Here is a 22917-nt window from a genome sequence, read left to right as displayed (position 1 = left end):
CGCAGAACCATGGATCGACTGACGCCGGAAGCCCGCAGCGCCAACATGAAGGCCGTCCGTCGCAAAGATACGGCTCCGGAGATGCTGGTCCGCCGGCTCCTGCACGCCGCAGGTTATCGCTACCGACTCCATGTTCGGAAACTGCCAGGTTCGCCCGATATTGTGTTTCCGGGGAGGCGCAAGGCGATCTTCGTCCACGGGTGCTTTTGGCATGGACACGCCTGTCGAGCGGGACGCCCTCCACAGAGCCGTCAAGATTACTGGCTTCCAAAGATAGCCAGAAATCAGGACAGAGATCGGCAATCCGTGGAAGCTCTAAAAACGTTAGGCTGGGATTGCCTCACGGTTTGGGGATGTGAGATCCGTGATACGGAGTATTTGCTAGAGAACTTTCGGCAGTTTCTTGGGCCGGCTAAAGATAGCTTGATATAAGAAATTGATGCTCTCAGCTATCTGTCTGGGCGCCGCCGTCTCGGCGAGCTTCGATGCTTTCGAGGGGAGGCAAACTGTCCATCGACAGGCATATTGCTATCGCATGGAGCGAGGCGCTGGCCGACAGCGAGCCGACAGCGAAAAGCACGTCGATGACGCGGGTCTCACCACCACCGCGCGCGAGCATGGCTTCGTTATCGTCACGCGCAACGCCAAGGATTTCGCGGGCCGAGGCGTGGCGCTACTCGATCCGTTAAAGCTGGTTCGCCCGCAGGGTTAGGCCGCGAGGCGCTGCTCTTCCTTCGCCTCGGCGTTCTCATCCTCTCCAGAGGCCTTACGCAGGAAGCGCGCGAGCGCCGCTTTGCGAGAATCGCGGCAAGACCTTCACCGGCGCGCGGATGATTTGCGAGCTGGTGCGCCTCGGCAAGAAGGTCGGGATCACCGCCAACAGCCACAAGGTAATCTGTAACCTGATCGACGCGACCATCAAGGCCGCCGATGAACTGGGTATTTCCTTGCAATGCTGCCAAAAGGCCGATGAGGCTGGAAATCCGCAGCACCGCCTCTTCTTCGCCAAAAAGAACGAGGACCTGTTTACCGCTTTGAGCAGCGGCTCTGCCAGCGTCGGGGGCTGTCAAACGGCGCGCAATCGGGACCCCGTCTGGGCGCCGAAAAGGGACCCCCTTTCCCCGGTGTCGAGCGGCGATGCGCGTAGCCCTCAGTTCGCGCAGTGCGTCGCCGCGGGGACCTCACCTACGACATCCGACAGATCGCGCCAGACCTTGTGGGCGCCGACGGCGAAGCGTTGCCGAAGACGCGCAGCGAGGAGAAACGGTGGTCGAGCGAGGTCCGCCGGCGTCTGCCGGAATGGGTCGCCAGGACCGCGCAGCCCGTCATCGCAAGCACGTTGGCTGCCGAGGGGCACGGTGGAGATCCGCGTCGAAGGCGAGAAGCTGTTCATCGACTACGAGGCGACGACGGCCGGCTCGGGCTATGTCGCCCCAGTCGTCATGCTCGAGTTCGGGGCTCGCTCGACGGGCGAGCCGGCGAGTTTGCGCGATGTCGCTTGCGACGCGGCCGACCTGATTGCAGAAGTAGAGTTTCCAATGGCCCGCCCCCGCGTGATGCACGCCGAGCGGACCTTCTGGGAGAAGGCGACTGCGATCCACGTCTTCTGCCTGCAGGAACGGCTGCGCGGCGATCGGTTCGCCCGCCATTGGCACGATGTGGTCCGGCTGGACGAAGCTGGGTTTGCCACCGCGGCCTGCGCTGACCGCGATCTCGCCCAGGCCGTGGCGCGTCACAAGGGCATGTTCTTCGCCGAGAGGGCCGCCGATCGCAGTCCTATCGACTACGCGGTTGCGGTCAGCGGTGGCCTGAGCCTCGTACCCGCTGGCGACGCCCTGAAAGCTCTGGAGGAAGACTATGCCCGTATGGTCGAGGACGGGTTGCTGTTGGAAGATGCCGAACCCTTCGAGACGCTCATGGCGCGATGCGCCGACATCGCCGAGCGGGCCAATCGAGCGGGCGCATAGTGGGGACAACGATGCTCAACCGGGGACCGGACTGGCGATCTGAGCGGCACTACGCTGCTCTGCGCGCCAGCCGCCGTTGGCGACGAGGCCCGCGCCTTAAAGAACTGCGTATCGCGACCAATTCAGCCGAGCATATTCGGCCATGCCACGCGCAGGCGCGAACGGCGGGTAGATAGCCGCGAAAGCGCCGAGCGCCGCCACGTGATCCAGGCCGCGGAAGATATCGGTGTGGCGGGCGAGATAGAGCAAGGCGATTGTCGGCGACCGAGACTGGCCCTGATTGCAGTGAACGAGGACCTTACGCTCCGGGATGTTCAAGTGGATCGCGTCGATCGCCGCGTCGACGATCTCCGGCGTGATAAAGTTCACGTCCGCCACATCAACGAGGTTAAGGATCAATCGGCCGGTTCGGCGGGCAATGAGATATTCCGGGTGACCCTTGGCGGCGGCTCGTCCGGTGTAGCCCAGGGCCTGGCGATGATATGGCTCCTTACAGGCATGAACAAAAAACCAACCGCCGTCGCCGCGAAGCCGCTGTTCGTCAAGCTCGGCCCCGACGAAGAGATTCCGATGAACCTCGATCATGGCCGGGCCGCCGCCGCATCCAGTAGAGCCAACGCCGCGTCGTGGCGGTTGACCAGGAACGCACGATGCTCTCTGAGGAAGGTGGCCCGGCCGCTTTTGGCTACGGCCAGCAACTCGTCGACTTGCTCAATGGCCTTTGGAAGAACCGTCCAGGAGTCGACGTCCTCCGCTTCAAACAGAAGACGTTGAGCCACCTCCCGATCGTGGCGTTGGCGGGTCGCCGCGTCCAATAGATCCGGTCGTTCCATGTGGAGAAGCTGGCGGCCGATCCGTCGCAGTCGCTGATCCTGCATCTGCTCGACGATCGCGGGGCGCTCCTCCCATGGCGCTTCGTGAAAGGCGTCCATCAGGTGCTCATCGCGGTTGAAGAAGTCGTCGTAGATTTGGCGCTCTACATGAGGAGACGGTGGATACTCGGGCCTGCCGGCTTCGCGGATCGCGATCAGGCGCCCTCTGAAATCGGGGTTGTCCGCGAGAAATTGTGCCCGACGCTCAACCTCGTCCAGCCCTAGCGTCACCGCCTTGCAATTCGCAGGTGCTTCATCTGCGGCAAAAAGGATCGGAACTGCGTTGGCTTTGATGGAGCGGAGAGGTTTGGGCGATCTGGCCAGATGGGCAGCAAGTTGGACATCCGACAGGTTCACAAGGGATGCGGGGTCGGAAGCTAGGTCGAACAGATAGTACTCGTTTCGATTTTGTTGGTTCTGTCCGATAACGGTGACGAGGTACGAATAGCCCTTCTGGAAATAGATTTCGCTGTAGCAGAATGCCTGTTCGCCGGTGATGTAATCGACGGCCGCCGCCTTTTTCGTGAAGCGCATGAAGGCCGACCAAACCTCTGGAGCGCGATCCTCGATCAGCCGGCACAAATGAATTGTCGCCAGCACGTCGCCCATGGCGTCGTGCGCATTGTGATCAACAAAGCCGTTCACCGGCCCTACCCGGTCGAGCTTGAAACTGGGGTTGCCATTGTCGCCGATCGGGATGGTGAGGCTGTTCGGCGCGAACAGGTGACAGGCGTGCACCATGCGCAGTACGTCGCTGCGGGAATTGCCGTAGAGCGCCGTGAGGTAGGGATTGTGCAGCGTCTTATAGAGAGCCTGGCGAAGGAGATCCTCGTCATAATCGAGCGAATTGTAGCCCATGAAGATCGCGGGCGACCATTCAACCAGTTTCTGCCGGATGGCCCGGACCATTTCATAGTGAGAGCAGTAGGCCGGATCGGTGAGCTGCGCTGCCGCAACGCTGGTCACGAGCATGGCGCCGGGTGCCGGAACCATATGTGGCATCAGGCGGCAACGAATTTCGAAGCGATCGAGTTCGTTAAAGTTCGCATCCGTCTTGATGGCGGCGAACTGAAGAATCTGATCGGTCCAAGTGTCGGTGCCGGTCGTCTCGGTATCGTAGAATACGAAACTCATGCTCCAGCCCCGGCGAAAAACTAAGTGCGGTTAGCTATCCGATATTCGAGCGCCTTTTTGCTCACGCGAAATCTCTTGGCCAGTTCTTCGAGCGGCTTATCGTCGTCAATATCGAAATTTTTTCCGGCAAGGGCGGATTCCAGAAGGGCGTCGGGCATGAGCAGTCTCGCCGCGAACTTGTTCGCCTGGATTTCGATTAGTTCCGTACCCGTCGCCGATTTCTCGTCCCGCATGAGGGCTGGAAAGTTCTTATCGACATGGACTTCGCTCGTCAGAATTTCCCGGTGCATCATGTAATGCCCGATTTCGTGAGCGATGGTAAATCGTTGCCTATTCGGGTGATGTATGGCGTTCACGCCGATGATAGGGATGCCATTTTTTATAAAGATCATCCCCGATAATTCTTCGTCGAACGGTGAGAATCGGAGCTGAATGCCAAGTTGCTTGGCGATCCGATCGGGCGAGACCGGGAGCGTTACACTTCCAATCGTCTTTAGAACCTCGGCGGCCACCTTGCCAGGGTTGATCGATGTGAAGTCTGCCACGGCGCTTCCCCCTTATTGATCGCTGTTGAGGTCGGCCGCGTCGAAGAAGCGCGCGATCTGTTCCTTCTGACTTTTCTTGAGATCGGTCGGCAGGGGCAGATCTGCCTGGTCAAGACGCGATCCTTCGCGCGGCATGACCGGCAGGAAGTCGCTGGGCTCCAGATTGAGCTGAGACGCAAATTCATAGAGCTGATGAACAAGGATATTCTGGCGGCCGGTCTCAATATTAGCCAGCCCGCCGCGCGAGATGCTCAGCCTTGATGCCAGCATCTCCTGCGTCAGACGCAAAGCCTTCCTACGGCTGCGAATGATGGAACCGATATGGACGTAGATCGGGTTGGGATTCATTCGGTGTGCATAGCTGAACACGGCCAAAATGTCAATATCACACGCAACGCGTCTATAGCACGCAAAATGAACGCGTCCATTAGTTGACATATAGGGTGGGTCTTGCTAGGCTGGATTCGTCGCTCATCCACCGGCCCGATTGAGGTTGAACCATGAACATCGAAATTCCTGTCGAAGGCGAAGGCCTCGCCGACATCGAGCTCTTGACCGTCGAGGCCGGGGAGCCGATCAGCGCCCTAGCTGTCGCATTCGCCGCGAAGTCCGGGATCGCCGTCGAAGAACTGCTGGTGTTCGAGGAGGACGGCGAAGGGCCGCTTGTCCTCGACCTCCTGATCGAGGAAGGGCGCGGCGAGATCACCCACCACGTGCACCGCGTGCGCAAGATCGAGGTTGTGGTGTTCTACAACGGGGAGGAAGCCCGCAAGGAGTTTCCACCCTCGGCCCGCGTCCAGCGCGTGCTGGATTGGGCGGTTAAGGTCGAGAAGTTCCATATCGACCCGCCGGTCGCCCCCGAGATGGAACTTGCTCTGCATAACACGACGACCGAGCTGCCTAAGCGCGCCCACATCGGACGCTACGTGAAGCATCCCCACCACAAGCTCGATCTCGACCTGATCCGCGGCGTGATTCCGAATGGCTGAGCCGGCGGCCATCGCAAACACCGCCCAGACGGCGGTGTTGAAGGACATGGCCAGCGCCCGCTTCCGTCTCGGCGTCAAGCGGGCGTTCTGGCGCGTCCACGGCTACGAACATCCGATCCTGTTCATGGCTATCAGCTCGACCAACGCCAAAGAAGAGGTACGCGAGTTCGACTTCAAGTTCGATCTCGAAGGTTTTCCCGGCGCAGCGCCGGCGGCGTGGATATGGGACATGAAGGAAAATGCTTTGCTGCCGGGCGCCCTCCGCCCCATCGGGTGCAGGCGCCTGTCAGAAGCGATTAAGGAATGGGGCAGCTACACCGTTTATCGGCCGTGGGACCGCCTGGCGGGTCCCCATTTCAGCGGTGGCTCTAACCAGCCTCAGGGCATTGCCAACTTCTTCTGGCATTCAACCCGCGACCTCACTTTCATCCTGGAAGATCTGCATGAACTTCTCAATCTCGAAGCTTTTGTCGGCGGCGCGGGGCAAGCCGCCTAGGCTGCTGGCCTCGTCGTCGCTCTGGGCCGCAGGCACCGCCGAACTTCATCGCCGTACCGAGCGCGTGCGCGAGGCGGGCGCTTTTCTGATCGGCCGGACCGGTCCGAGAGGCAGCCGCATCGAGAAATTTCTTTTCTACGACGACGTCGATCCGACTTGCTTCCGGCGCGGTATCGTCGAGTTCGATGGGCGCAAGCTCGGCCAAGTTTGGGAACATTGCCGCGCGACGGGCGCGAAGGTCATCGCGGACGTTCATGTCCATCCCGGCGGCTACGGCCAAAGCGAAAGCGATCGCCACAACCCGATCATCGCGGCGGTGGGGCACATCGCGCTCATACTGCCAAATTTTGCCGCCGGCCGCCCCGTACCCGGGCGGATCGGCATGTACGAATACGCGGGATCCCGCCAGTGGTTCGATCACAGCCTCGAGGGGCGCCGGTTCTTCCGGGTCGGGGTGTGGCCGTGGTGAAGATTCACTCCGCCAAATCTCGCATCCGTGCGGCGCTGCTGAATTCCGGGCGCTACACCATCGAGGAGGCCGAGCGGAAACTCGCCTCCATGAAAATCCGCGTCTACCTGGGTGAGGACGTGGCCTCGACCGTCGCTGGGCAAGCGGCGGCGCTGACAGCGATTGTGACGGCGGTGCGCAGCTTTGACCGCGTATTGCTGGACGGATTTCTCGATGTTCCGCTGATCCAGCGGCTGCCTGTGAAGGGCAAGACAATGCGCGAAGTCGGTCTGGCGCTGGGCGCGGCGCTCCCTGATGTAGGTGAGAGCACCCCACGCTCCGTTCTGATCGGCACCGGCGGTCGCACCGACAGCGGACAGGAAGTCAAAGCGATCTGGAACGGGTGGAGTGCGGGCATAGCGCCGGCGGCATCAAAGTTGGTGGCCGGGCGCAGTGACTGCGCGCTGGCGGGCATCGCCGCCGGTGCGCTCGCTGTCGGCCAGTGCTTTTTCGCCGAACAAGGCGACGTCCGCGCCGGGCGCAGGACGGAAGGAGTGTCCTTGTGGGAGCCGGACGCGGAAGACTGGTGGGGGGCGTCTGGCCCGCCGATGGCGGGTGTCTACCTGCCGGCCGCGCTCTGGCTGATTGGACTCGGCAATCTCGGCCAGGCGTATGTGTGGTCACTGACCTGGCTGCCATACGGTGCGCGCGGGCAGTTGACGCTCTTCCTCCAGGATTTCGACCGCATCGGGGAGGAGAACTGGGGCACTTCCATCCTGGTGCACCGCAAGCGTTACGGCGACCTCAAAACCTTCGTGGCGGAGGACTGGTGCCTCAAGCGTGGTTTCAAGGTCCAGCGGATCGATCGGCGTTTAGATGAGACGCTGAAGCGGCATGATAACGAGCCGGGGTTTGCCATCGCGGGTCTCGACCGTATGGAGCCGCGTCGGCTCCTCGGCGGACCCGGGTTCACACATATCCTCGATGCTGGCCTCGGAGCCGACGTGAGCGATTATCACCAGATCCGCGTCAGCGCCTTCGACGAGAGCGATCGGCCCGAAGTCCGCTGGGCGGAGACCACGGAACAGGCCGCCTACCAGGTGCGCAAAGCCGCCGAACGCGAACAGGCACTAAAGTCGCTCAAGGGCTACCAGGAACATACGCGCAAGAGCAAAGACGCATGCGGCACGGCGGAACTGATGGGCATTCCTGTAGCGGTTCCCTTCGTCGGAGCCTTCGCGGGAGCCGTGACCGTCGCACAGTCGGTGCGCATCGCGTCCGGCCTGGCGCCCTATTCGAACGCCTGCGGAAGCATCTCGGCGCCGGGTCTGTTCCGCGCAGAATTGGGCAAGGCCGCTGAGCGCATCAGGATCGGCAATGTGAAGGCCGGTGTTCAGTGACGCCCTCCATCCTCTCGCCAAGGAGATCCAGGAGACTCTTAGCGATGGTGTGTGCGTGTGGGGGTGACTTGCTAGCCGTCGCTAAGTCTAACTTCATCGAAACATCGCCCTTGAAGGTGCTTCGCTTCACCGATGTGAGGTATTCAGCTACCGAGGACTGAAAAGAAACTCGGTCCGTGAGCGACATCTTTTTCGACTGGGGCTCGATATCGTCGAGAATGATATGAAGGCACTGACCGCGCCGCTGCTGATATCGGGCTGATGCTCTTGCCTTGCTGGCCATGAAGCTTCTGAAATCGGTCAACGCGTCGATCTCCTGCTGATTGAAGAGCGATCCTGTCGTTCAGTATTTCGAGGTACGACAGTCGCTATTGACAGTATAATGCGCGATAGCCGTTACTAAGCAGCAAGGCGCTTGTCATCGGCACCCAGCCTCTCCTTTCCCTCTGCCTTGCAAAGGAACCGAGCAAGGGCAGCTTTACGGGAGTCGCGGTCGAGCGCGTAGGCGGTCTGTTTGAACTCCTTGCCGTCGAGCAGGCCCTGAATGTAGCCTGCGATCGTGTCGGCCGCCATGATGAGCGCCGTGTCGAGCGTGTGGATGTATTTGCTCGTCACCGACCCTTTCGCATGGCCGACCAGGGCGGCGATCGTCACTTCGGTGAATCCGAGATCGTTGCCGATGCTGGCAAAGCTATGTCGCAGAACGTGGGGCGTGACATCTGAGAGCGGCGATTTCTTGAATAGCTGCTCCCAGTGATTGGGGAAGCTGCCGAACGCGTTGTCATCGCCATAGCCGGGAAAGACGTATGTCCCGATCGCTGTCTTCCGGCGCTCTTCCAAGAACTCGACGACGGGCAGACCAACCGGACGGATCGATCTACCTTCCTTGCTGTCGATCAGGCGCAGGCAGCTCCCATCGGTATCCGCCTCGGCCCACATCAGGCCGATCATCTCGCTCCGGCGGCAGCCCGTCAGCGCGATCTGACGGATGATCTGGACCGTCGTCGCATACTTCTCCTCATTCTCGGCCTCACGCAGCATCCCGCCGAGGGTTCGGTATTCCGCCTCGGTGAGACGGCGGGTGCGCACATTGTCCTTCGGCTTGCGTAGCCCGTGGGCTGGATTGACGGCGATGATGCCGTGTTCGACGGCATAGGTGAGGATGCCGCCGAGGAGCCCGATGGTTCTCGTCGCCGTTCCGGCGCCACCGCGCACGATAGCTCTGCCGCGCAGTTTCTTCGTCTTGACCGAGACTCGCGTCTTGCCGGCCATGACGTCCTTCAGGACCTTGTTGATGTCGGCCTTGGTCAAGTCTTTCACCCGACGCGTGCCCAGGAGCGGAACGATATGGCGGTCGATGCGGCCGATGTCCGTGCCGACGGTTGTCGGCTTTTTGGGGCGCCCGCCCTTTCCGAGGATCAGGCCGGCGTTCAGGTCCTTCACGTAAAGGGCGCATAGTTCCTTGATCGTGAGCGCCTTATGATCGAGCTGGCGTTCTTCCGCCGGATTGTCGCCTGCCGCGACTCGACCCAATTGGACCTTCGCCTCCTGCCGCGCGCTCTCTGGCGTCCAGACGCCGTGCAGGCCAATGGTGTATCGTCGCGACCGGCCGGCGGATCGGTATTGGATGAGGTAGCTGCGCTTGCCGGAGACGAACACGCGAAGGCCGAAACCGGGCAGGTCGTCATCCCAAATGACGTAATCCTTTTCCCGGGGCTCGGCAGCGTCCACAATCCGCTTCGTGAGTTTAGGCATGGGGAATCTCCCGCTCCAAACCCCTTTCTCGCGTAAGCACCACGTAAGCAGCTGAACGCAAATCGGGGCGTATCCGAGGATACGTCAGACAAGCCGGTATTTCAATTTTCTCAATGAAAACAGTAATGTAGCGCATCGGAACGAAACCCGTCGTAATTGGTCGAAGGGCAGGTTAGATTGCTCCGAAGGCAAAGGTCACACGTTCGAATCGTGTCGGGCGCGCCATTTCAGAACAGAACTCTGAACTCCAAATGCGACTGATTTCCCGCTTGAAGCGGCGACCAGGGTGCGCAGCAGTTCGGATTTCGATCCCATGATGCGGACCTCAGTGTCGGCGACCTCGACGCGCTGGGCCAGCGCGCGCAGGTGATCGCGGCGGTAGCCGCCGCTGTCTAGCCGGATGCGCTGGCGGGCCGCGCGGGCGAAGGTTCTGACCATATCGGAGTTGACGGCCTGATTGCCGGCATGGTCGAGCGCGGCTTGGGCTCGCTCGGCGTCCGCGCTGGCCTGTTCCCGAATCGCCTTGAGGCCGGCGATACGCTCCTTCAGGCCGGGGGCGTCGAGATCGGCGACGCCGGACTCGATGGCGTCGAAGAGCCGGTTGAGCCGCTGCTCGGTCTCCGTGATCCGCTTGTGCAGTTCGGCCAAGTGCTCGCGGCGGCGCTCGGTGCGCTCCTGGCGTCGGTCGAGAACGCTGGCGAGGATGGTTTCCAGCCGCTCGGGCCGAAGCAGGCGGTCTTCCAGGTGGCTCACGACCAGTTGATCGAGCCGGTCCATCGGGATCGAACGGCCCTTGCAGCCGGTCTTGCCCTGCCGGGCTTTGGTCGAGCAGGTGTAATAGCGATATGTGCCGCCCGCACTGCCCTTGCCGGTGCGCATGGTCATCGCACCCCCGCATTTGGCGCAGAAGCAAATGCCGGTAAGGAGGGTGGGGCCGCTGGTGACGCGCGCCGGCGTCATTCGGGGATCGCGGGCCTTGAGCCGGGCCTGCACCGCGTCGAAGGTCTCGCGGTCGATCAGCGACGGACAGACCATGACCGCCACCTCGCTCTCGGGCTTCTTCTCCCGGTCCTTGTGGGAGCGGGTGTTGAACCTGTGCTCACCGATGTAGGTTGTGCAGGTGAGAATCTGATGGATCGACGCCAGCCCCCAACGCCCGCCGTCACGGGTGAAGATGCGCCGCTCGTTCAGGTAACAGGTGATGGCCTTGACGCCCATCGGCCCCTTCACGCCGTCCCCTTCAAGGAACAAGCGGTAGATCAGCCGCACGGTGTCGGCATGCAGCGGGTCGATCTCCAGCTTCTTCTTGGTCTTCGATCCCCGCTGCTCGGCGGCGACGATCCGGTATCCAATCGGCGGCAAGGCGCCGTTCCAGAACCCTTGCCTCGCATTCTCGTTCATCGCCCGCAAGACGTGCTTGGCGTTTTCCTTGGATTGGTATTCGTCGAACAGCGCCATGATCTGCCGCATCATGACGTGCATCGGATCGTCGCCCATCTCCTGGGTGATGGAGACGAGCTTCACGCCGTTCTTGGCGAGCTTGCGGACGTAGAACTCCATATCGAAGGCGTCGCGGATGAAGCGGCTGAACGAGTGGACGATCACCACGTCGAAGGGCACGGGCTTCGATGTGCCCGCCTCGATCATACGCTGGAACTCGGGGCGACGGTCATTGGTGGCGGTTGCGCCGGGCTCGACAAAGGTCTCGACCAACCCGTAACCGCGCGCGGCGCAATAGGCTTCGCCCTGCCGCTTCTGATCGGGGATGGAGACATCGTGCTCGGCCTGCCGCGCCCTCGAGACGCGCAGATAGAGGGCGGCGCGCAGTGCCGCGGTCATGGCGTATGTCTCCTTCTCACCTCATCGGCACGGCCCGAACAGCTCATCGAACAGATCGCCGAACCACGCCTCGAACACGTCCACCTCGGCCTCGGTGACGGGAATATGCTCGGGCCAGTCGTCGGTGACGGTCCAGGTCGAAAGGTCGTGCTTCGGCGGTCTGCCCGGAAACGGCCAAGGATAGCCGAGCAACGCTTCAAGCTGCTCGGATGCGGTCGGCGGGCGTTTCTTGCGAGGTCTGGCCATTGGCCCAGAATCGCCGAACGAGACGCTTGAAAAATAGCCTTTCTCTACTCTGGAAGCCTCCGCGCGCCGTGGCGCAAAAATACTTACGCGCGGCGGCGCGGGACGGAAACGGCGTAGGGGCGAAGGCGGTCGTCATGGCGATACCAAGCCCAACGCCGTGGTTATCGGCAGATAGAGCGTGCGCGGCCGCCGGACCAAAGGCGTGAAGCCGAAGGCGGCACAGAAAGCTGCCGCGCTGTCGTCGATAGCGTCGGCGAAGATCGCGTGCGCCCCGATAGGCGCTGCCGCCACCGTCTTAATGGCGTCGAACAGCAAAGCTTCTCCGAGTCCCTGTCCAGCGTAGTCGCTATGCCGCCCAAGCCAGCCGATCAGCACGGCGGGGACGGTCGGATAGCGCGGCAGCTTCTTCGCCAGCGACTCGGGAACCTCGTTCAAGGGCACATTGCTGGACGACAAGGTGTAAAAGCCTGCCACCCGATCCGTCGCGATCTCCCTGGCGACGAAACAGGTGGCGTATTTGCGCTTCACGTCCTGCGAGACGGTCTCGCGGAAGTAGCTGTCGATCCGGTCGTTGCCGCAGGTGAAATCCGCCCGCTTGTGCGCCTTCGCCAGCGGCTCGATGGCGAAGCGGACACTCACCGGCGTTCGATCAGCTCGGCATGACGCTTCGCGGCGCGGATCAGCCGCTCATTCGGCTTGGATGGATTGATCAACGCCTCGGCGAAGCGGATTTGATCCTCGCGCGCGAGCCGCATGATCTCGGCGTCCTCGACGACGCGCCTTGCGTCCTCGCCGGCGGTGGCGATCAGATAGCCGGTCAGGGTCAGGCCGCGTAGACGGGCGGCGCGCTGCATCTGGTCATAGACCTGGACCGGAATACGCGCTTCCAATCGGGCGGTCTCGGCTTCAACTTGGGGCTTGGGCATGGGCGCCTCCTTCAGCTCAATTATATACGGCAAAATGCCGTATTATTCAAGGAGAATGAAGTTGTGAATCGCCTTCCGCCTCAGCTTCGGAGTGCTTCCGCACTCCCAATCATCCTTACCTGCATGGGGAGCCGCTGCCGGGCCGGGGACAGCCGGTCAATGCCGAAGCCGCGCAGCGGTGGCGCGTCTGCGCCAGCTTTGAGGGGTTGGCGCCGGTCTGGCCTCATCAAGACATGCCGGCAAGGCCGTTGGTTCATCCTCATAATCCCAAGCCGAGCTGCCGTTTCCTGCTGAAGCTCCATTCGATGCCGCCGTCGTCGCGGCGGACACCGCTGATGTAATGGTCGAGGCGCTTCTCCAGGGCGGGCTGCCAGGGCACGAGCTGGAAGCCGAGCCCGTCCTCGATCATGGCGAAGCGCCCACTCGCGAGATTGGCGACGCCGGCCAGCCGGCCACTCACATACTCGCCCGGCCCGGACGGGGCGTAGGTCAGCCCGCGTTCGGCGGCCATCTGCTTGCCGACACGCTCGACCTCCTGACGCTCCAGAACGGCGACGGTGCGGCGCGGGATGCTGATGACGCCATCCTTCACCCTGGCATGGCCCAGCTCGACAAGCCGCTCGGCGCGCCGGTCGAGCGCGGCGTTCACCTCCCGGCCGAAGCCGGTCCCGGCAAGGGACAGAGGATCTTTCGCAACCAGCTCCCGATCGAGCCAGGTCGCGCCGTCGCTGCTCACCTGGCGCTCGAGGTCGAGCGTCGAGAGCGTGCGGATCGAAAAATCCTTTGGCCGGCTCGGGGCGTCATAGGTCATGCCCCGCTCCGCGACGTCCTTGGGGACTTTCCAATGGTCTGCGTCAATGCGTTCAACATGACCGGCGCGCCGCAGAGCTTCCAGCCGGCGCACGTGGGAGCGAATGAAGGCGTCGGGGTCGCCGTGGCGCCGTTCGATGATGTCCCGCGTCGCTTCCAGATGCAGGCTCGGCCGATAGACGCCGCCATTGGTTTCCGCCACGGCCTGGATGTTGAGGTCGGCCGGCCGGGGTTCGGCCTTGGCGGGCGCCGGGTCGAGCGCGACGATGTGGCCGCGCCGGATGTCTTCGAGGCGCGCGGCGTCCGCCGTCTCGACATAGTGGGCGCGTCCGTCCACCCCATCGATGACGAGATGCAGGCGGTCGCCCATCTCGTCGTTGGCCAGTCCCTTGGCGAGCACGCGGCCGAGGATCGGTTCTGTGATCCGCGCGCCATGCGTCACATATTGCGTGGCGGCGCGTTCGTCGGCGAGGCCGTGGTCTGCGAGCGCCCGGTGCATCGTCTTGATGATGTCGCCGTGCTCGCCCATTTCGCGCAAGGTCGGCTCGGCGCGCGGCGAGATCGACCAACGGCCGGTCTCGCGCTCGGTCGCCAGCCGCATGGTCTCCAGCCTACGCGCGCGGGCGATCAGCAGCGCCCGGTTTTGGCGTGCTGTCTCCACCATGTCCCGGTCAGGCCGCAGGTCGGCGGCCAACTCGTTGCTCGCCTGCTGCTCGGCGATCAGCATGCGGTCGAGGCGCGTGAAGCGCTCGGCGTCCACCTCGCGCTCGAGCTACCGGCTGACCTCCTGCTCGGTCTGCCGCCCCAATTCCAGAGTGACGATCTCGCTGGCCCGCTCGCGGATGCCGTGGGCGATGTAGTCGCCAGCGATGTTGAGGATGCGGCCGTCGTCCATGACCCCGCGCAGCAGGATGTGGATGTGGGGATGGCCGGTGTTGTGGTGATCGACCGCGATCCAGTCGAGCTTCGTGCCAAGGTCAGTTTCCATCGCCTTCATCAAGTCGCGGGTGGTCTCCCGCAGGTCGGTCAGCTCGACACCTTCTTCAGCGGAGACGATGAAGCGGAACTGGTGGCGGTCGTCGCGGCCCCGGTCGAGGAACGCGCGGCCATCGTCCACGTCGCGCTCGGCGGAATAGACCTGCCCCTTCTGGCCGTCGCGATTGACGCCATCGCGCTCCAGATAGCGGAGGTGCGCGTCCACCGCCTTGGCGCAGGCGAACTGGCGGCCCCGCGCCGCGCCGCGCTGCGGATTGAGCTTCACGATCCGCGCCTTCACCGTCACGCGCCGGGCGCGGGTCCGCACGCCGTTGGCGTCGCGGCTCCAGGCGTTCCTCCCCTTCAGCCCTGCAGCGGCCGCCGCGCCCCGACCGCGCGCATTGAACCGCCCGCTTCCCTTCCTGGCCGAGCCCAGCCGATTGGGGTCGCCGCCGGCGCGGCGGATGGCCTGATGCACCTCGGCCAGGAAGGTCTTCGGGCGCGGCCGCACGGCGCGCACGGCGCGTCCGCCGTCGCGATCGCGGACCCGGCCGGGACGGATGTGGAAACGGTCTTCGTCGGTTGCCATACGGCGACGATTGGAAGATCAAACGGTCGATACAAGATCGAAAATGAAGGCGTAGCGCTGTAGGGCAGAAAGACTTGCTCCAGCGCAGGAACGGCGGACTCCCATTCGGCGCACATTGCGGACGCCATTCCTACGTCTCTGAAAATAAGAATGCTATTCAACCAAGCTCCATTGGCGCACCGTTCGGCCTCGCCGGCTCCAAGCGAAAAAACAATGTGCAGACAAACATTTAGGAACGAAGTTCCGCCAGCGAGGACTCTCGCTTTATCTTGCGGTCACTCTAAAGTTCGCCGAACATGCGCATATGCTTGCCAAGCCGCAGTTCCATTCCGAGCATGGCTCGATAAATGCCGCACCCCAAGGATGATAAATTGCGCTGATCACGTCAGGCGAAAGAAAAAAACAATCGCTCAAAAGCGCCGCGACTCATGCAGCTCCAATGCGCCTCTGGCGATCTTTAGAGCGCATCGTCTTGCCATCTGAACTGGGCGCCCCGCCGTCTTTCCAATGCAGACTCCGACGCCGAATTTCTGTTTCCTATATGCAAAGGCGCTGCAGCCTGGGTGTCGGAAGCGCGCAAGCCGAGCGGCGGCCAAGGGGCAGGGATTTCGCCATCAGATGCTTGCACCATAGCGTAAATCGGCGCGCACTCCAGCGCCATCCCTGTGCAAGAGAAGCGGCGGCTCCAACGCTGTTCAGACGCTCGGCGTGTTGGAAATGGCGGAGGTCTGTTCGTTGGACTTTGTTTTTGACTGATTCCAAGTGGGCGTCACACCACTCTCTCGGCGCCCCCATCGGGCGGCGCGCTTCTTCCACCAGACATAGACGCCGGTGACGCTGAGCGCCGTGATGACGAAGCCCATGGCGCAGACAAAAATCTGCATCGGCAGGCCGAAAACCAGCGCCATATGCAGCGAGAAGAGCCATTGCGTGACGAGCGCTCCCGTTGAAACAGTGCTCGCCGCCGTTAAACCTTTCATGGCTCCAGTGTTCGCGTCGAAGACGACGATCGCGTCGCCCCGTCTGCTCAAATCTCGCGAGCTGCGAATCAAATACATATAGGCGCCTTTGGCGCGATCGAAATAGAGTTGCTGTTCGCTCAGGATAGTGAACCCCTCTCGGATCCCCGCCTCCTGCATTAGCTCGCGTCCCCGCGAATGGGCGTCACGCCAAGCAATCGTGGGGCTCTCTAGCGGCTTATCGAGATCAGACAAGTTGCCTGCTTCTGGCAAGGTCATGTCGAAGAACGCGCCCATCACGGGCTTGTAGACGTCGGATAGATCGAAGGCGACGCCGGACCAAGCGAAGACGAAGAGCATCGCCCAGGTCCACAGACCGAAAGCGCGATGAATGTCGAAGTGCAGCCGATAGGAGCCACCGCTCCAGCGCACGAGCCACGCCGGCTTCCAGCGGCTCCACCAAGAATGTCGGGTTGAGCGGGAATGCGCCGCCGAGAGCCGTAAGGGAAGGGTCAGAAAGAAGGCGACGAAGCAATCGATCGTCCAGGCGAGCGCGACAACGCCCAGCGTCCTGACGCAATAGCTCTCGATGCTCTCGGGCGCCGCCAGTGACCGATGCAGCCGGTAGATGAAGGCGATTATTCCACGCCTTCCGAGGGAGGACTCGGAGGCCCTGCGTATGCCGATCCACTCGCCCGTATAGGGGTTGAGGAAGAGCTGATCGAAAGGGAGATTGTAAGGCTTGCCGGTCGCAGGATCGGTTTTTGCGGAGATCGACGCTTGAAAGGATTCGCCGGGAGGCTGCCGCAAAAATACTAGGTCGACGTTGGCCTGCGGCACGAGCGCCTCCGCTTTCTCGCGCAAGGTGAAGAGGTCGAGCATCGGCGCATCGCGGATCGGAACTGTGAAAAGATCGGCGTTGAGCCAATGGTCGAGTTCTGCCTGAAAGGCGATGACGCTGCCGGTCAACGCGACGAACACGAGAAAGGGCGTCATCGCGAGACCAATCCAGCGATGCAGCCAGACGAGGAGGCGCCGCATATTTTGCTCCCTTCGATGAGCCTCCGCCCCTGGCGATGGAACCGCTAGGACGTATGACGAAAGCGAGTTTCGACCGTAACCTCGCCGAACCGCGGTCCTGCGTCGTTATTTCACGACGATGGCCTCCGGCACGAAGCTGTTGAAGTGGTAGTTCAGGCCGCCGCGCAGGATGTTGAGCTGCGGGTGGAAGCTCGCGTCGGTGTTCCCGCTCCAGCCGCCGGAGATCCCGCCGCCGCTGATGTCGGCGAAAAGATATTCGAGCTTCGCCGACCAGTTTTGCGCGAACATCCACTCCGCGCCGCCGCCGACCGTCCAGCCGGCGCGCGTGTTGGCGACGCCCCAAGCGTCGACGCCGTCGTAAGCGAAGCCCGCCGTGGTGTGGATGAGCAGCGTCGGGGTGACGAGATAACCGGCGCGGCCGCGCAGCGTGCCGACATAGGGCAGGCTCGCCTGCGCCGTGTTGAGCGGCGCTGCGGGGACAAGCGCGCCGCCCGAGAAGGGCGAGGCGTGGAGCGCAGCGGTCTGCTTTCCGCCGCCCGAGACGCTCGTGACCGCGATGTCGGCTTCCGCGCCGATCACGACCGACGAGCCGAACTGATAGTTGTAGCCGACCTGTCCGCCGCCGAGCGCGCCGCCCGAGCCGCTGTTCGCGCCGCCGGGAATATAGGCGAGGTTCGGTTTGGCGCCCGCGCCGAAAGGCAGGCTCGGGTCCCAGAACATCGCGGTCGGAGCCTCCCCGCTCTTGGCGTCGAGGACGCCGCCCGCGTTGACGCCGGCGTAGAAGCCGCGCCACGGCGAGCCCGGCGGCGGCAGAACGGCGACCGGCGCGTCCTTGAGATGCGGGAGATCGGCGGCGACGATGATGGGCGCCGAACCTTCTTCGTTGAATTTGTAGCTCACGCCGAACTCGACGAGATTTTGATCGAGGCGGCGCGTTCCCGTGTAAGCGGTCGTGAGAGGCGCCGCATAGGTCGAGGCGTCGCTGACGTTGCCGAAATCCGTGTAGCGATATTCGCCGCGGATGGCCCAGCTGCGCGTCATCGCCCATTCGAGGCCGGCGCCGAGAGTCCACCCCGTGCGCAGCGAGGACCGGCTGCTCGACGCGTTGAAGAGGCCCAGCGCGTCCCCGCCCCAAAGATAAGTCTGCTGCGTGAAGCCGCCGAGCGCGACGCCGCCGGTGACGAAGGGCAGCAGGCGGCCCCAGGCGTAGCCGAGGCGTGTGCGCAGCGAGCCCTGGAGGTTCGATTTGACCGCCGTCGTCAGCGTGCCGCCGGGCGTCGCGGGTCCAAAGAAGCCCTTGCCATCATAGACCGGCAGCAGCGAGCTTCTGACGAGGTTCGTCCCAAGGAGCGAGCCTTCGAGACCGGCGACGAGATGATCGTATTGCCTGTTGTAGCCGACATGGCCTTCGACGCTCGCCACCTGCGCGTCGCGGTTGAGCGAATCATCGGCGCCGAGGCCTCCTGGCGTCGCGATGTAATAGTGGCCGTTATTGGCGCCCCAGATCATGCCGACCTGGCCGCCGGCATAGAGGCCCGCCCAAGTGTAGCCGGTCCAGTCGATGGGCGGCGCCTTGGCGGCGAGAACCGGGGCGGCGACGGGCACGAGCAGCGGATCGCCGAATTTGTAGCTCGCGCCGAATTGCACCTGGTTCTGGTCGAGACGGCGTCCGCCGCCGTAGAGGGTCCCGGGCAGCGCGACGTTCGGCGTATCGGAGACGGAGCCGAACTCCGAATAGCGATATTCGCCGCGGATCGACCAGTGGTCGCTGACGGCCCATTCCGCGCCGCCGCCGACCGTCCAGCCTAGCCGCGTCGTCCATTGCAGCCCGTGCGTGGCGAAGCCGATATAGGTTGGCCGCAAATAGAAGCCCGGCGTAGACGACGCGCCGCCCGCAAGGTCCGACTGCGTGCCGAAATGGCCGATGGCGAGACCGCCGGTCACATAGGGCAGCAGCCGTCCGAAGGCGTAGCCCGCGCGGCCGCGCAGCGAGCCCTGAATGTCGGACTGCACCATCGAGGTGAGCACGGCCTGGTCGGCGCTGGCGTTGGTGGCGCCCACCGTCTCGCGCCGCATCAGCGTCGCGCCGTCGACGGAGGCCTCTAGGCCGAGCACCAGATCGCTCTCGAATTGCCGGTTGTATCCGGCGTGGGCGCCGAAGATCACGCCTTGAGCGTCATGCGACAAGGCGCCCGCTCCGACGACGCCGATGGGGGCAACGAAGCCGATGGGCGTCGAGTAGTTATAGGCGCCGTGATTGTCGCCCCAGCCGTAGCCCGCCTGACCGCCGAGATAGAAGCCCGTCCAATTGGCCGCGTAAGCCGCCGGAAGAAGCGGACCGCCCTTATGTGAGGGCAGATCGCCCAGGGCCGGGCCCTTCACGATCGGCGAGACAAGCGGAAACATCTCCGGGTCCGTCCCGCCGAATTTGTAGCTCGCGCCGACCTGCAGCTGGTTCTGCGTGACGTGACGCTCACCCTGGTAGAACACCGGACCGCCGACCGTCGTGGAGAAGCTCGTCGGCGCCTCGGCGATATGGCCGAAATCGCTGTAGCGATATTCGGCGCGCGCCGATATGCGCGGCGTGATCGCATATTCGACGCCCGCGCCGCCTGTCCAGCCGAGACGCCACAGCGAACGATCGTTCGCGGCGGCATAGTAGAAATTGCCGGAAGTGTCCTGTCCGCCCATGTTCGACTGGAGATTGAAATCCCCCAAGGCGAGACCGCCTGTTCCATAGAGGAGCAAGCGATTCCACGCATAGCCGGCGCGCGCCCGCAGCGAGCCTTGAAACAAGGTTTGAATGTGGGCGTTGATCGTCCCGCCGCAGCCGACAGTCGTGTATTGGACGAGGAACGGGCAAGACATACCGCCCGCAGGATTGTTCCAAGCGAGCAGGCCGAGGCGTTCCAGGTTCGCTACGTCGGTGGAACCCTCGAGACCCACGACCCAATTGTCGAATTGCTTGTTGTAACCGAGATGTGCGCCGGCGATCACGCCATAGGCGTTGGTGACGAAGGACGGCGAGCCGCCGAAGCCGTCGGGCGTGAGGTAGGAGAACTTTCCGTCGTTGTCGCCAAAGCCTATGCCGACCTGGAGCCCCGCATAGGGCCCGGTCCAGTCGTGAATCCAGGTGATGGCCGGCGCCGGGGTCTTGGACGGCGCGGGCGGCGAGCCGGGCCATTGCGCGCCGATGTGACCCAGCACGCTGAAACTATCGCCGATGTTGCGACTGGCATAAGACCCGCCGAGTCCGATGAAAGGGCCGGTGATAACGCCGTTCGTGTAATAGGTCCTGTCGAAGAGATTATGAATGTTGACGCCGGCATCGAGCTTCCAGCCGTCATAATTGAAGGGGTAATCGGCGAGTAGATCGACGATCCCATAGCCCGCGAGGCTCGGGGTGAGCCAGCCGAGATTCAATCCACTGCTGTCGACGACGCGTTGCGCGCCATTGTAGTGATAGCTTGCGCCGAGCTTGAGGCCTTTGAGGCTCCCCTCCTGAAACTCATAGGTTCCCGAAAGCGTCGCGACATTGCGCGGTATCCCGGTGAAGGGCTGGCCGAGAAGATTCGTTTGATCGCCGAGAACCGTTTTGGTGACGGCAGTCGATTGATTCGTGTAGGCCAGGATCATATTCAGGCCGGGGTAAATCTCGCCCTGGACGTCGACCTCAGGCCCCTTGCTGCGCGCTTCGCCAACCACGATCGAGCAGCTCCCGGCCCCTCCGCCGCACATGTGCAGAGGATTGAGATCCGGCTGGGTGACGTTGGTTTTCGTCAGATCGTAATAGTCGACGGTGGCCCGGAGCTTGCCGTCGAAGAACTCGAATTTGAGGCCGGCTTCGGCGTCGCGCGCGCCCGTCGGGGGCGCAGGCGTGTTCGGAAAGACGAAGCCGGAGTTGGTCGAAAAGCCCTCGGCGTAGCTGATGTAGCCGCTCATCCATGGGAAAGGCCGCCACAACAGCCCGAAACGCGGCGTTACATATTGCTTTGCATCGGCGTGCTGGGGCGACGTCGTCAGGGCGCTAAGATTTGTGCCGAAACTCGGGGAGCCGGCGAGTCCCCCGCCCTGGCGGAAATATTGATAGCGCACGCCGGCCATGAAAAACAGATCATAGGGGAGCTTGACTTGATCCTGCGCATAGAGACCGCCAGTGTCCTGCGGGGCCGTGCCTTCGTAGAGAGGCGACAGGGGGCCAGTAAAGGGCATCCCGGGACTGCTCGGGAAAAAAATGCTTTGCGCTGAATTGATCGTCCCAAAACTATTGTTGGCCCAATTCATCGTGCTGTAAAAGTCGCCACCGAAAAGGAGGGCATGCTCTGCGCCCCAAGTGTCGATTTTCCCGGTGAGGTTCACTTCCGTCGCCAGCGTCTGGGTGGCGGAGCGGCTGGCAGCGAGGTAACGATCGTACACAGGCCATGCGAATTGGCAGCAGGGGAAAGCGATGGCGCGATAGGGGAACGCGAATTCATCGAGGCCGGCCCCTTGATGAACAGTGTTGTCGGTCTCGTAGCGATTGTAATAAATGATTTGCTTGATCGACCAGTCCTTGTCAAAGTCATGAAGCCAAGTCAGGGCCGCGAAAATATTATTGTATATCGAAGGTGAATAACCATTGTAATTCGTATGGCGAGGCAGCGAAACAAACCCGCCGTTCAGCAGAAAATTGTTTGCGTAATATCCGGCGAAATTGTTTCTGTAGTACTGACTCTCAAGCTTAACCCAACTGTCATTGTCGATATTCCATTTGACGACGGGCGCGACGAAAATGTTTTCCGCATGGGTGTTGTCGACGAAAGAGCCGAAGGGCGCGCCATTGTTTTCATAGGACATGTTGATCCGGTAGAGCCACGACTTGTCGGAGGTCAGCGGCCCCGTGGCGTCGAGGGTGGTGCGATATTCAGCCAGCGAGCCGATTTGGAGGTCGGTCGCATAGAAAGGCTGATCGAGCGGCTGCTTGGTGATGATGTTGACGATGCCGCCCGGCTCGCTCAGCCCATAGAGCACGGCCGCGGCGCCCTTGAGCACCTCGATGCTCTGAACGTTGGCGAATTGCGTCGCCTGCGAGCCGCCGATATCATTACCCGCCCCGCTCCCGAGATCGAGGCGGAAGCCGTCGCGGTAGATGTAATTCGTCGCAAATCCGCGAATGACGATACTGTCCCAGGGATGGCTACTGGCTCCCGAACTGCTGGTCGTCACGCCACTGACGAATTTCAACGCCTGAGCAAGGTTCGTGACCTGATTGTCCCTGAGCACTTGCTGGGTGACCGACTGCACATTGACGGGCGTCTCCATGACCGGCGTGCTGGTCTTGGTGCCGGTGCTGGCCTTCTCGTAAGCGTAGCTCGTGTTGAACGGGCTCTGCTGCGGCCCCGCCCCGCCATAGTTCTGGGCGGCGGCGGCGGCGCTCGTCGCATCCTCAACCCCGCTGGTTCCCGGCCCCGCCACCGGCGCCGCGTTGCCGCGACCACGGTCTGCGCTGCGACTCGCGCCCGTGTGGGGCGCGGGTTTCGCCTTCGCCGCTGACCGCGTCACCGGCTTCGGCTTGCCGATGTCGATCGAAGGGAGGCTCGTTTGCCCCCAGGCCCCCGCCGGCGCGAGCATGACGAACATGGCCGCGGCCGAAACGCCGCGCCGAAAGTTGGAACACCGCATCATGGCCTCGCCGCATCGAGGGTTCAGGGAGTCGCCGTTGGCCAGACTCCTCCCGGAACAGGTTGAACTCAGTCTTTTTCGCTTCCTCGCCGAGCCCTCCACGACGGGCGCCTGGCGGATTTCATGAGTAACCCTCGAAGTTGCGTTGAACCTCTGCTCGAGAAACTGGGTCCGACAAATGTTGCATCGAGACTGGAATTTCCCGTCATCTGTGTCAAAACTGCAACAATTCGTGAGGGGCAAGGCGAGTGGCCACCAAGCCGAG

19 protein-coding genes and 1 pseudogene are annotated in these 22917 nt (G+C 62.6%); 7 read left to right on the top strand and 13 right to left on the bottom strand.

Annotation, left to right across the window (positions count from 1 at the left end):
* The first annotated feature begins 9 nt into the window (after window positions 1–9).
* From QMG80_RS09495 to QMG80_RS09485, 3 genes and pseudogenes are all read left to right on the top strand, one after another.
* The gene (locus QMG80_RS09495) at window positions 10–432 is read left to right on the top strand and encodes a very short patch repair endonuclease (RefSeq protein ID WP_085772592.1); all 423 of its coding nucleotides are present in this window, start codon (window positions 10–12) and stop codon (window positions 430–432) included.
* Window positions 433–439: 7 nt separating this feature from the next.
* Window positions 440–712, top strand: a complete 273-nt coding sequence (locus QMG80_RS09490; protein WP_085772591.1) for a PIN domain-containing protein — start codon at window positions 440–442, stop codon at window positions 710–712.
* A 465-nt stretch (window positions 713–1177) separates the two neighbouring features.
* Window positions 1178–1967: pseudogene (locus QMG80_RS09485) on the top strand (nucleotidyl transferase AbiEii/AbiGii toxin family protein); the annotation flags it as partial.
* A 96-nt stretch (window positions 1968–2063) separates the two neighbouring features.
* Here the strand turns inward: QMG80_RS09485 and QMG80_RS09480 are convergent.
* From QMG80_RS09480 to QMG80_RS09465, 4 genes are read right to left on the bottom strand one after another with little or no spacing between them, the layout of a single operon-like run.
* Complete coding sequence (locus QMG80_RS09480; protein ID WP_085772590.1) at window positions 2064–2552, bottom strand: protein-tyrosine phosphatase family protein; 489 nt, start codon at window positions 2550–2552, stop codon at window positions 2064–2066.
* A complete protein-coding gene (locus tag QMG80_RS09475) occupies window positions 2549–3973 on the bottom strand; it encodes an exonuclease domain-containing protein (RefSeq protein WP_085772589.1) in 1425 nt (474 codons plus the stop codon). Before QMG80_RS09475 ends, QMG80_RS09480 begins: the two co-directional genes overlap by 4 nt.
* 20 nt (window positions 3974–3993) lie before the next feature.
* Entirely contained in the window at window positions 3994–4518 is a 525-nt protein-coding gene (locus QMG80_RS09470; RefSeq protein WP_245299960.1) for an ImmA/IrrE family metallo-endopeptidase, read from the bottom strand.
* Window positions 4519–4530: 12 nt separating this feature from the next.
* The gene (locus QMG80_RS09465) at window positions 4531–4866 is read right to left on the bottom strand and encodes a helix-turn-helix domain-containing protein (protein WP_158658828.1); all 336 of its coding nucleotides are present in this window, start codon (window positions 4864–4866) and stop codon (window positions 4531–4533) included.
* Window positions 4867–5018: 152 nt separating this feature from the next.
* On the opposite strand from QMG80_RS09465, the gene QMG80_RS09460 reads away from it, so the two are divergent.
* From QMG80_RS09460 to QMG80_RS09445, 4 genes are read left to right on the top strand one after another with little or no spacing between them, the layout of a single operon-like run.
* Window positions 5019–5507, top strand: a complete 489-nt coding sequence (locus tag QMG80_RS09460; RefSeq protein WP_085772587.1) for a hypothetical protein — start codon at window positions 5019–5021, stop codon at window positions 5505–5507.
* The gene (locus QMG80_RS09455; protein WP_085772586.1) at window positions 5500–6003 is read left to right on the top strand and encodes a DUF7665 family protein; all 504 of its coding nucleotides are present in this window, start codon (window positions 5500–5502) and stop codon (window positions 6001–6003) included. Before QMG80_RS09460 ends, QMG80_RS09455 begins: the two co-directional genes overlap by 8 nt.
* Entirely contained in the window at window positions 5951–6472 is a 522-nt protein-coding gene (locus tag QMG80_RS09450; RefSeq protein ID WP_158658827.1) for a hypothetical protein, read from the top strand. Before QMG80_RS09455 ends, QMG80_RS09450 begins: the two co-directional genes overlap by 53 nt.
* Entirely contained in the window at window positions 6466–7851 is a 1386-nt protein-coding gene (locus QMG80_RS09445) for a hypothetical protein (protein ID WP_158658826.1), read from the top strand. The genes QMG80_RS09450 and QMG80_RS09445 overlap by 7 nt, the downstream gene beginning before the upstream one ends.
* Before the next feature lie 399 nt (window positions 7852–8250).
* On the opposite strand, the gene QMG80_RS09440 is transcribed toward QMG80_RS09445, so the two are convergent.
* The 9 genes from QMG80_RS09440 to QMG80_RS09400 form a co-directional block, all read right to left on the bottom strand.
* Window positions 8251–9606 (bottom strand): tyrosine-type recombinase/integrase, encoded by a 1356-nt coding sequence (locus QMG80_RS09440; RefSeq protein WP_085772583.1) that lies wholly within the window; start codon window positions 9604–9606, stop codon window positions 8251–8253.
* 195 nt (window positions 9607–9801) lie between these two features.
* A complete protein-coding gene (locus QMG80_RS09435; RefSeq protein WP_085772582.1) occupies window positions 9802–11445 on the bottom strand; it encodes a recombinase family protein in 1644 nt (547 codons plus the stop codon).
* A gap of 21 nt (window positions 11446–11466) precedes the next feature.
* A complete protein-coding gene (locus QMG80_RS09430) occupies window positions 11467–11691 on the bottom strand; it encodes a hypothetical protein (protein ID WP_085772581.1) in 225 nt (74 codons plus the stop codon).
* Between the two features lie 132 nt (window positions 11692–11823).
* Window positions 11824–12330: a GNAT family N-acetyltransferase gene (locus QMG80_RS09425; protein WP_085772580.1), complete on the bottom strand. Its 507-nt coding sequence runs from the start codon at window positions 12328–12330 to the stop codon at window positions 11824–11826.
* Entirely contained in the window at window positions 12327–12617 is a 291-nt protein-coding gene (locus QMG80_RS09420) for a type II toxin-antitoxin system TacA family antitoxin (RefSeq protein ID WP_085772579.1), read from the bottom strand. Before QMG80_RS09420 ends, QMG80_RS09425 begins: the two co-directional genes overlap by 4 nt.
* A gap of 259 nt (window positions 12618–12876) precedes the next feature.
* Window positions 12877–14187, bottom strand: a complete 1311-nt coding sequence (locus QMG80_RS09415; protein ID WP_245299959.1) for a DUF3363 domain-containing protein — start codon at window positions 14185–14187, stop codon at window positions 12877–12879.
* 12 nt (window positions 14188–14199) lie between these two features.
* Window positions 14200–14991 carry a relaxase/mobilization nuclease domain-containing protein gene (locus QMG80_RS09410; RefSeq protein ID WP_245299958.1) on the bottom strand — a complete coding sequence of 264 codons (792 nt, stop codon included), beginning with the start codon at window positions 14989–14991 and terminating at the stop codon, window positions 14200–14202.
* A 695-nt stretch (window positions 14992–15686) separates the two neighbouring features.
* The gene (locus QMG80_RS09405) at window positions 15687–16991 is read right to left on the bottom strand and encodes a PepSY-associated TM helix domain-containing protein (RefSeq protein ID WP_085772578.1); all 1305 of its coding nucleotides are present in this window, start codon (window positions 16989–16991) and stop codon (window positions 15687–15689) included.
* Window positions 16992–17096: 105 nt separating this feature from the next.
* Window positions 17097–22652 (bottom strand): TonB-dependent siderophore receptor, encoded by a 5556-nt coding sequence (locus QMG80_RS09400; RefSeq protein ID WP_158658825.1) that lies wholly within the window; start codon window positions 22650–22652, stop codon window positions 17097–17099.
* Window positions 22653–22917 lie beyond the last annotated feature (265 nt).

It is taken from the genome of Methylocystis bryophila, assembly GCF_027925445.1.
GTDB lineage: Bacteria > Pseudomonadota > Alphaproteobacteria > Rhizobiales > Beijerinckiaceae > Methylocystis > Methylocystis bryophila.
Note: the sequence above shows the minus strand (reverse complement) of the source record. Positions and strands in the feature narration are given on the sequence as shown.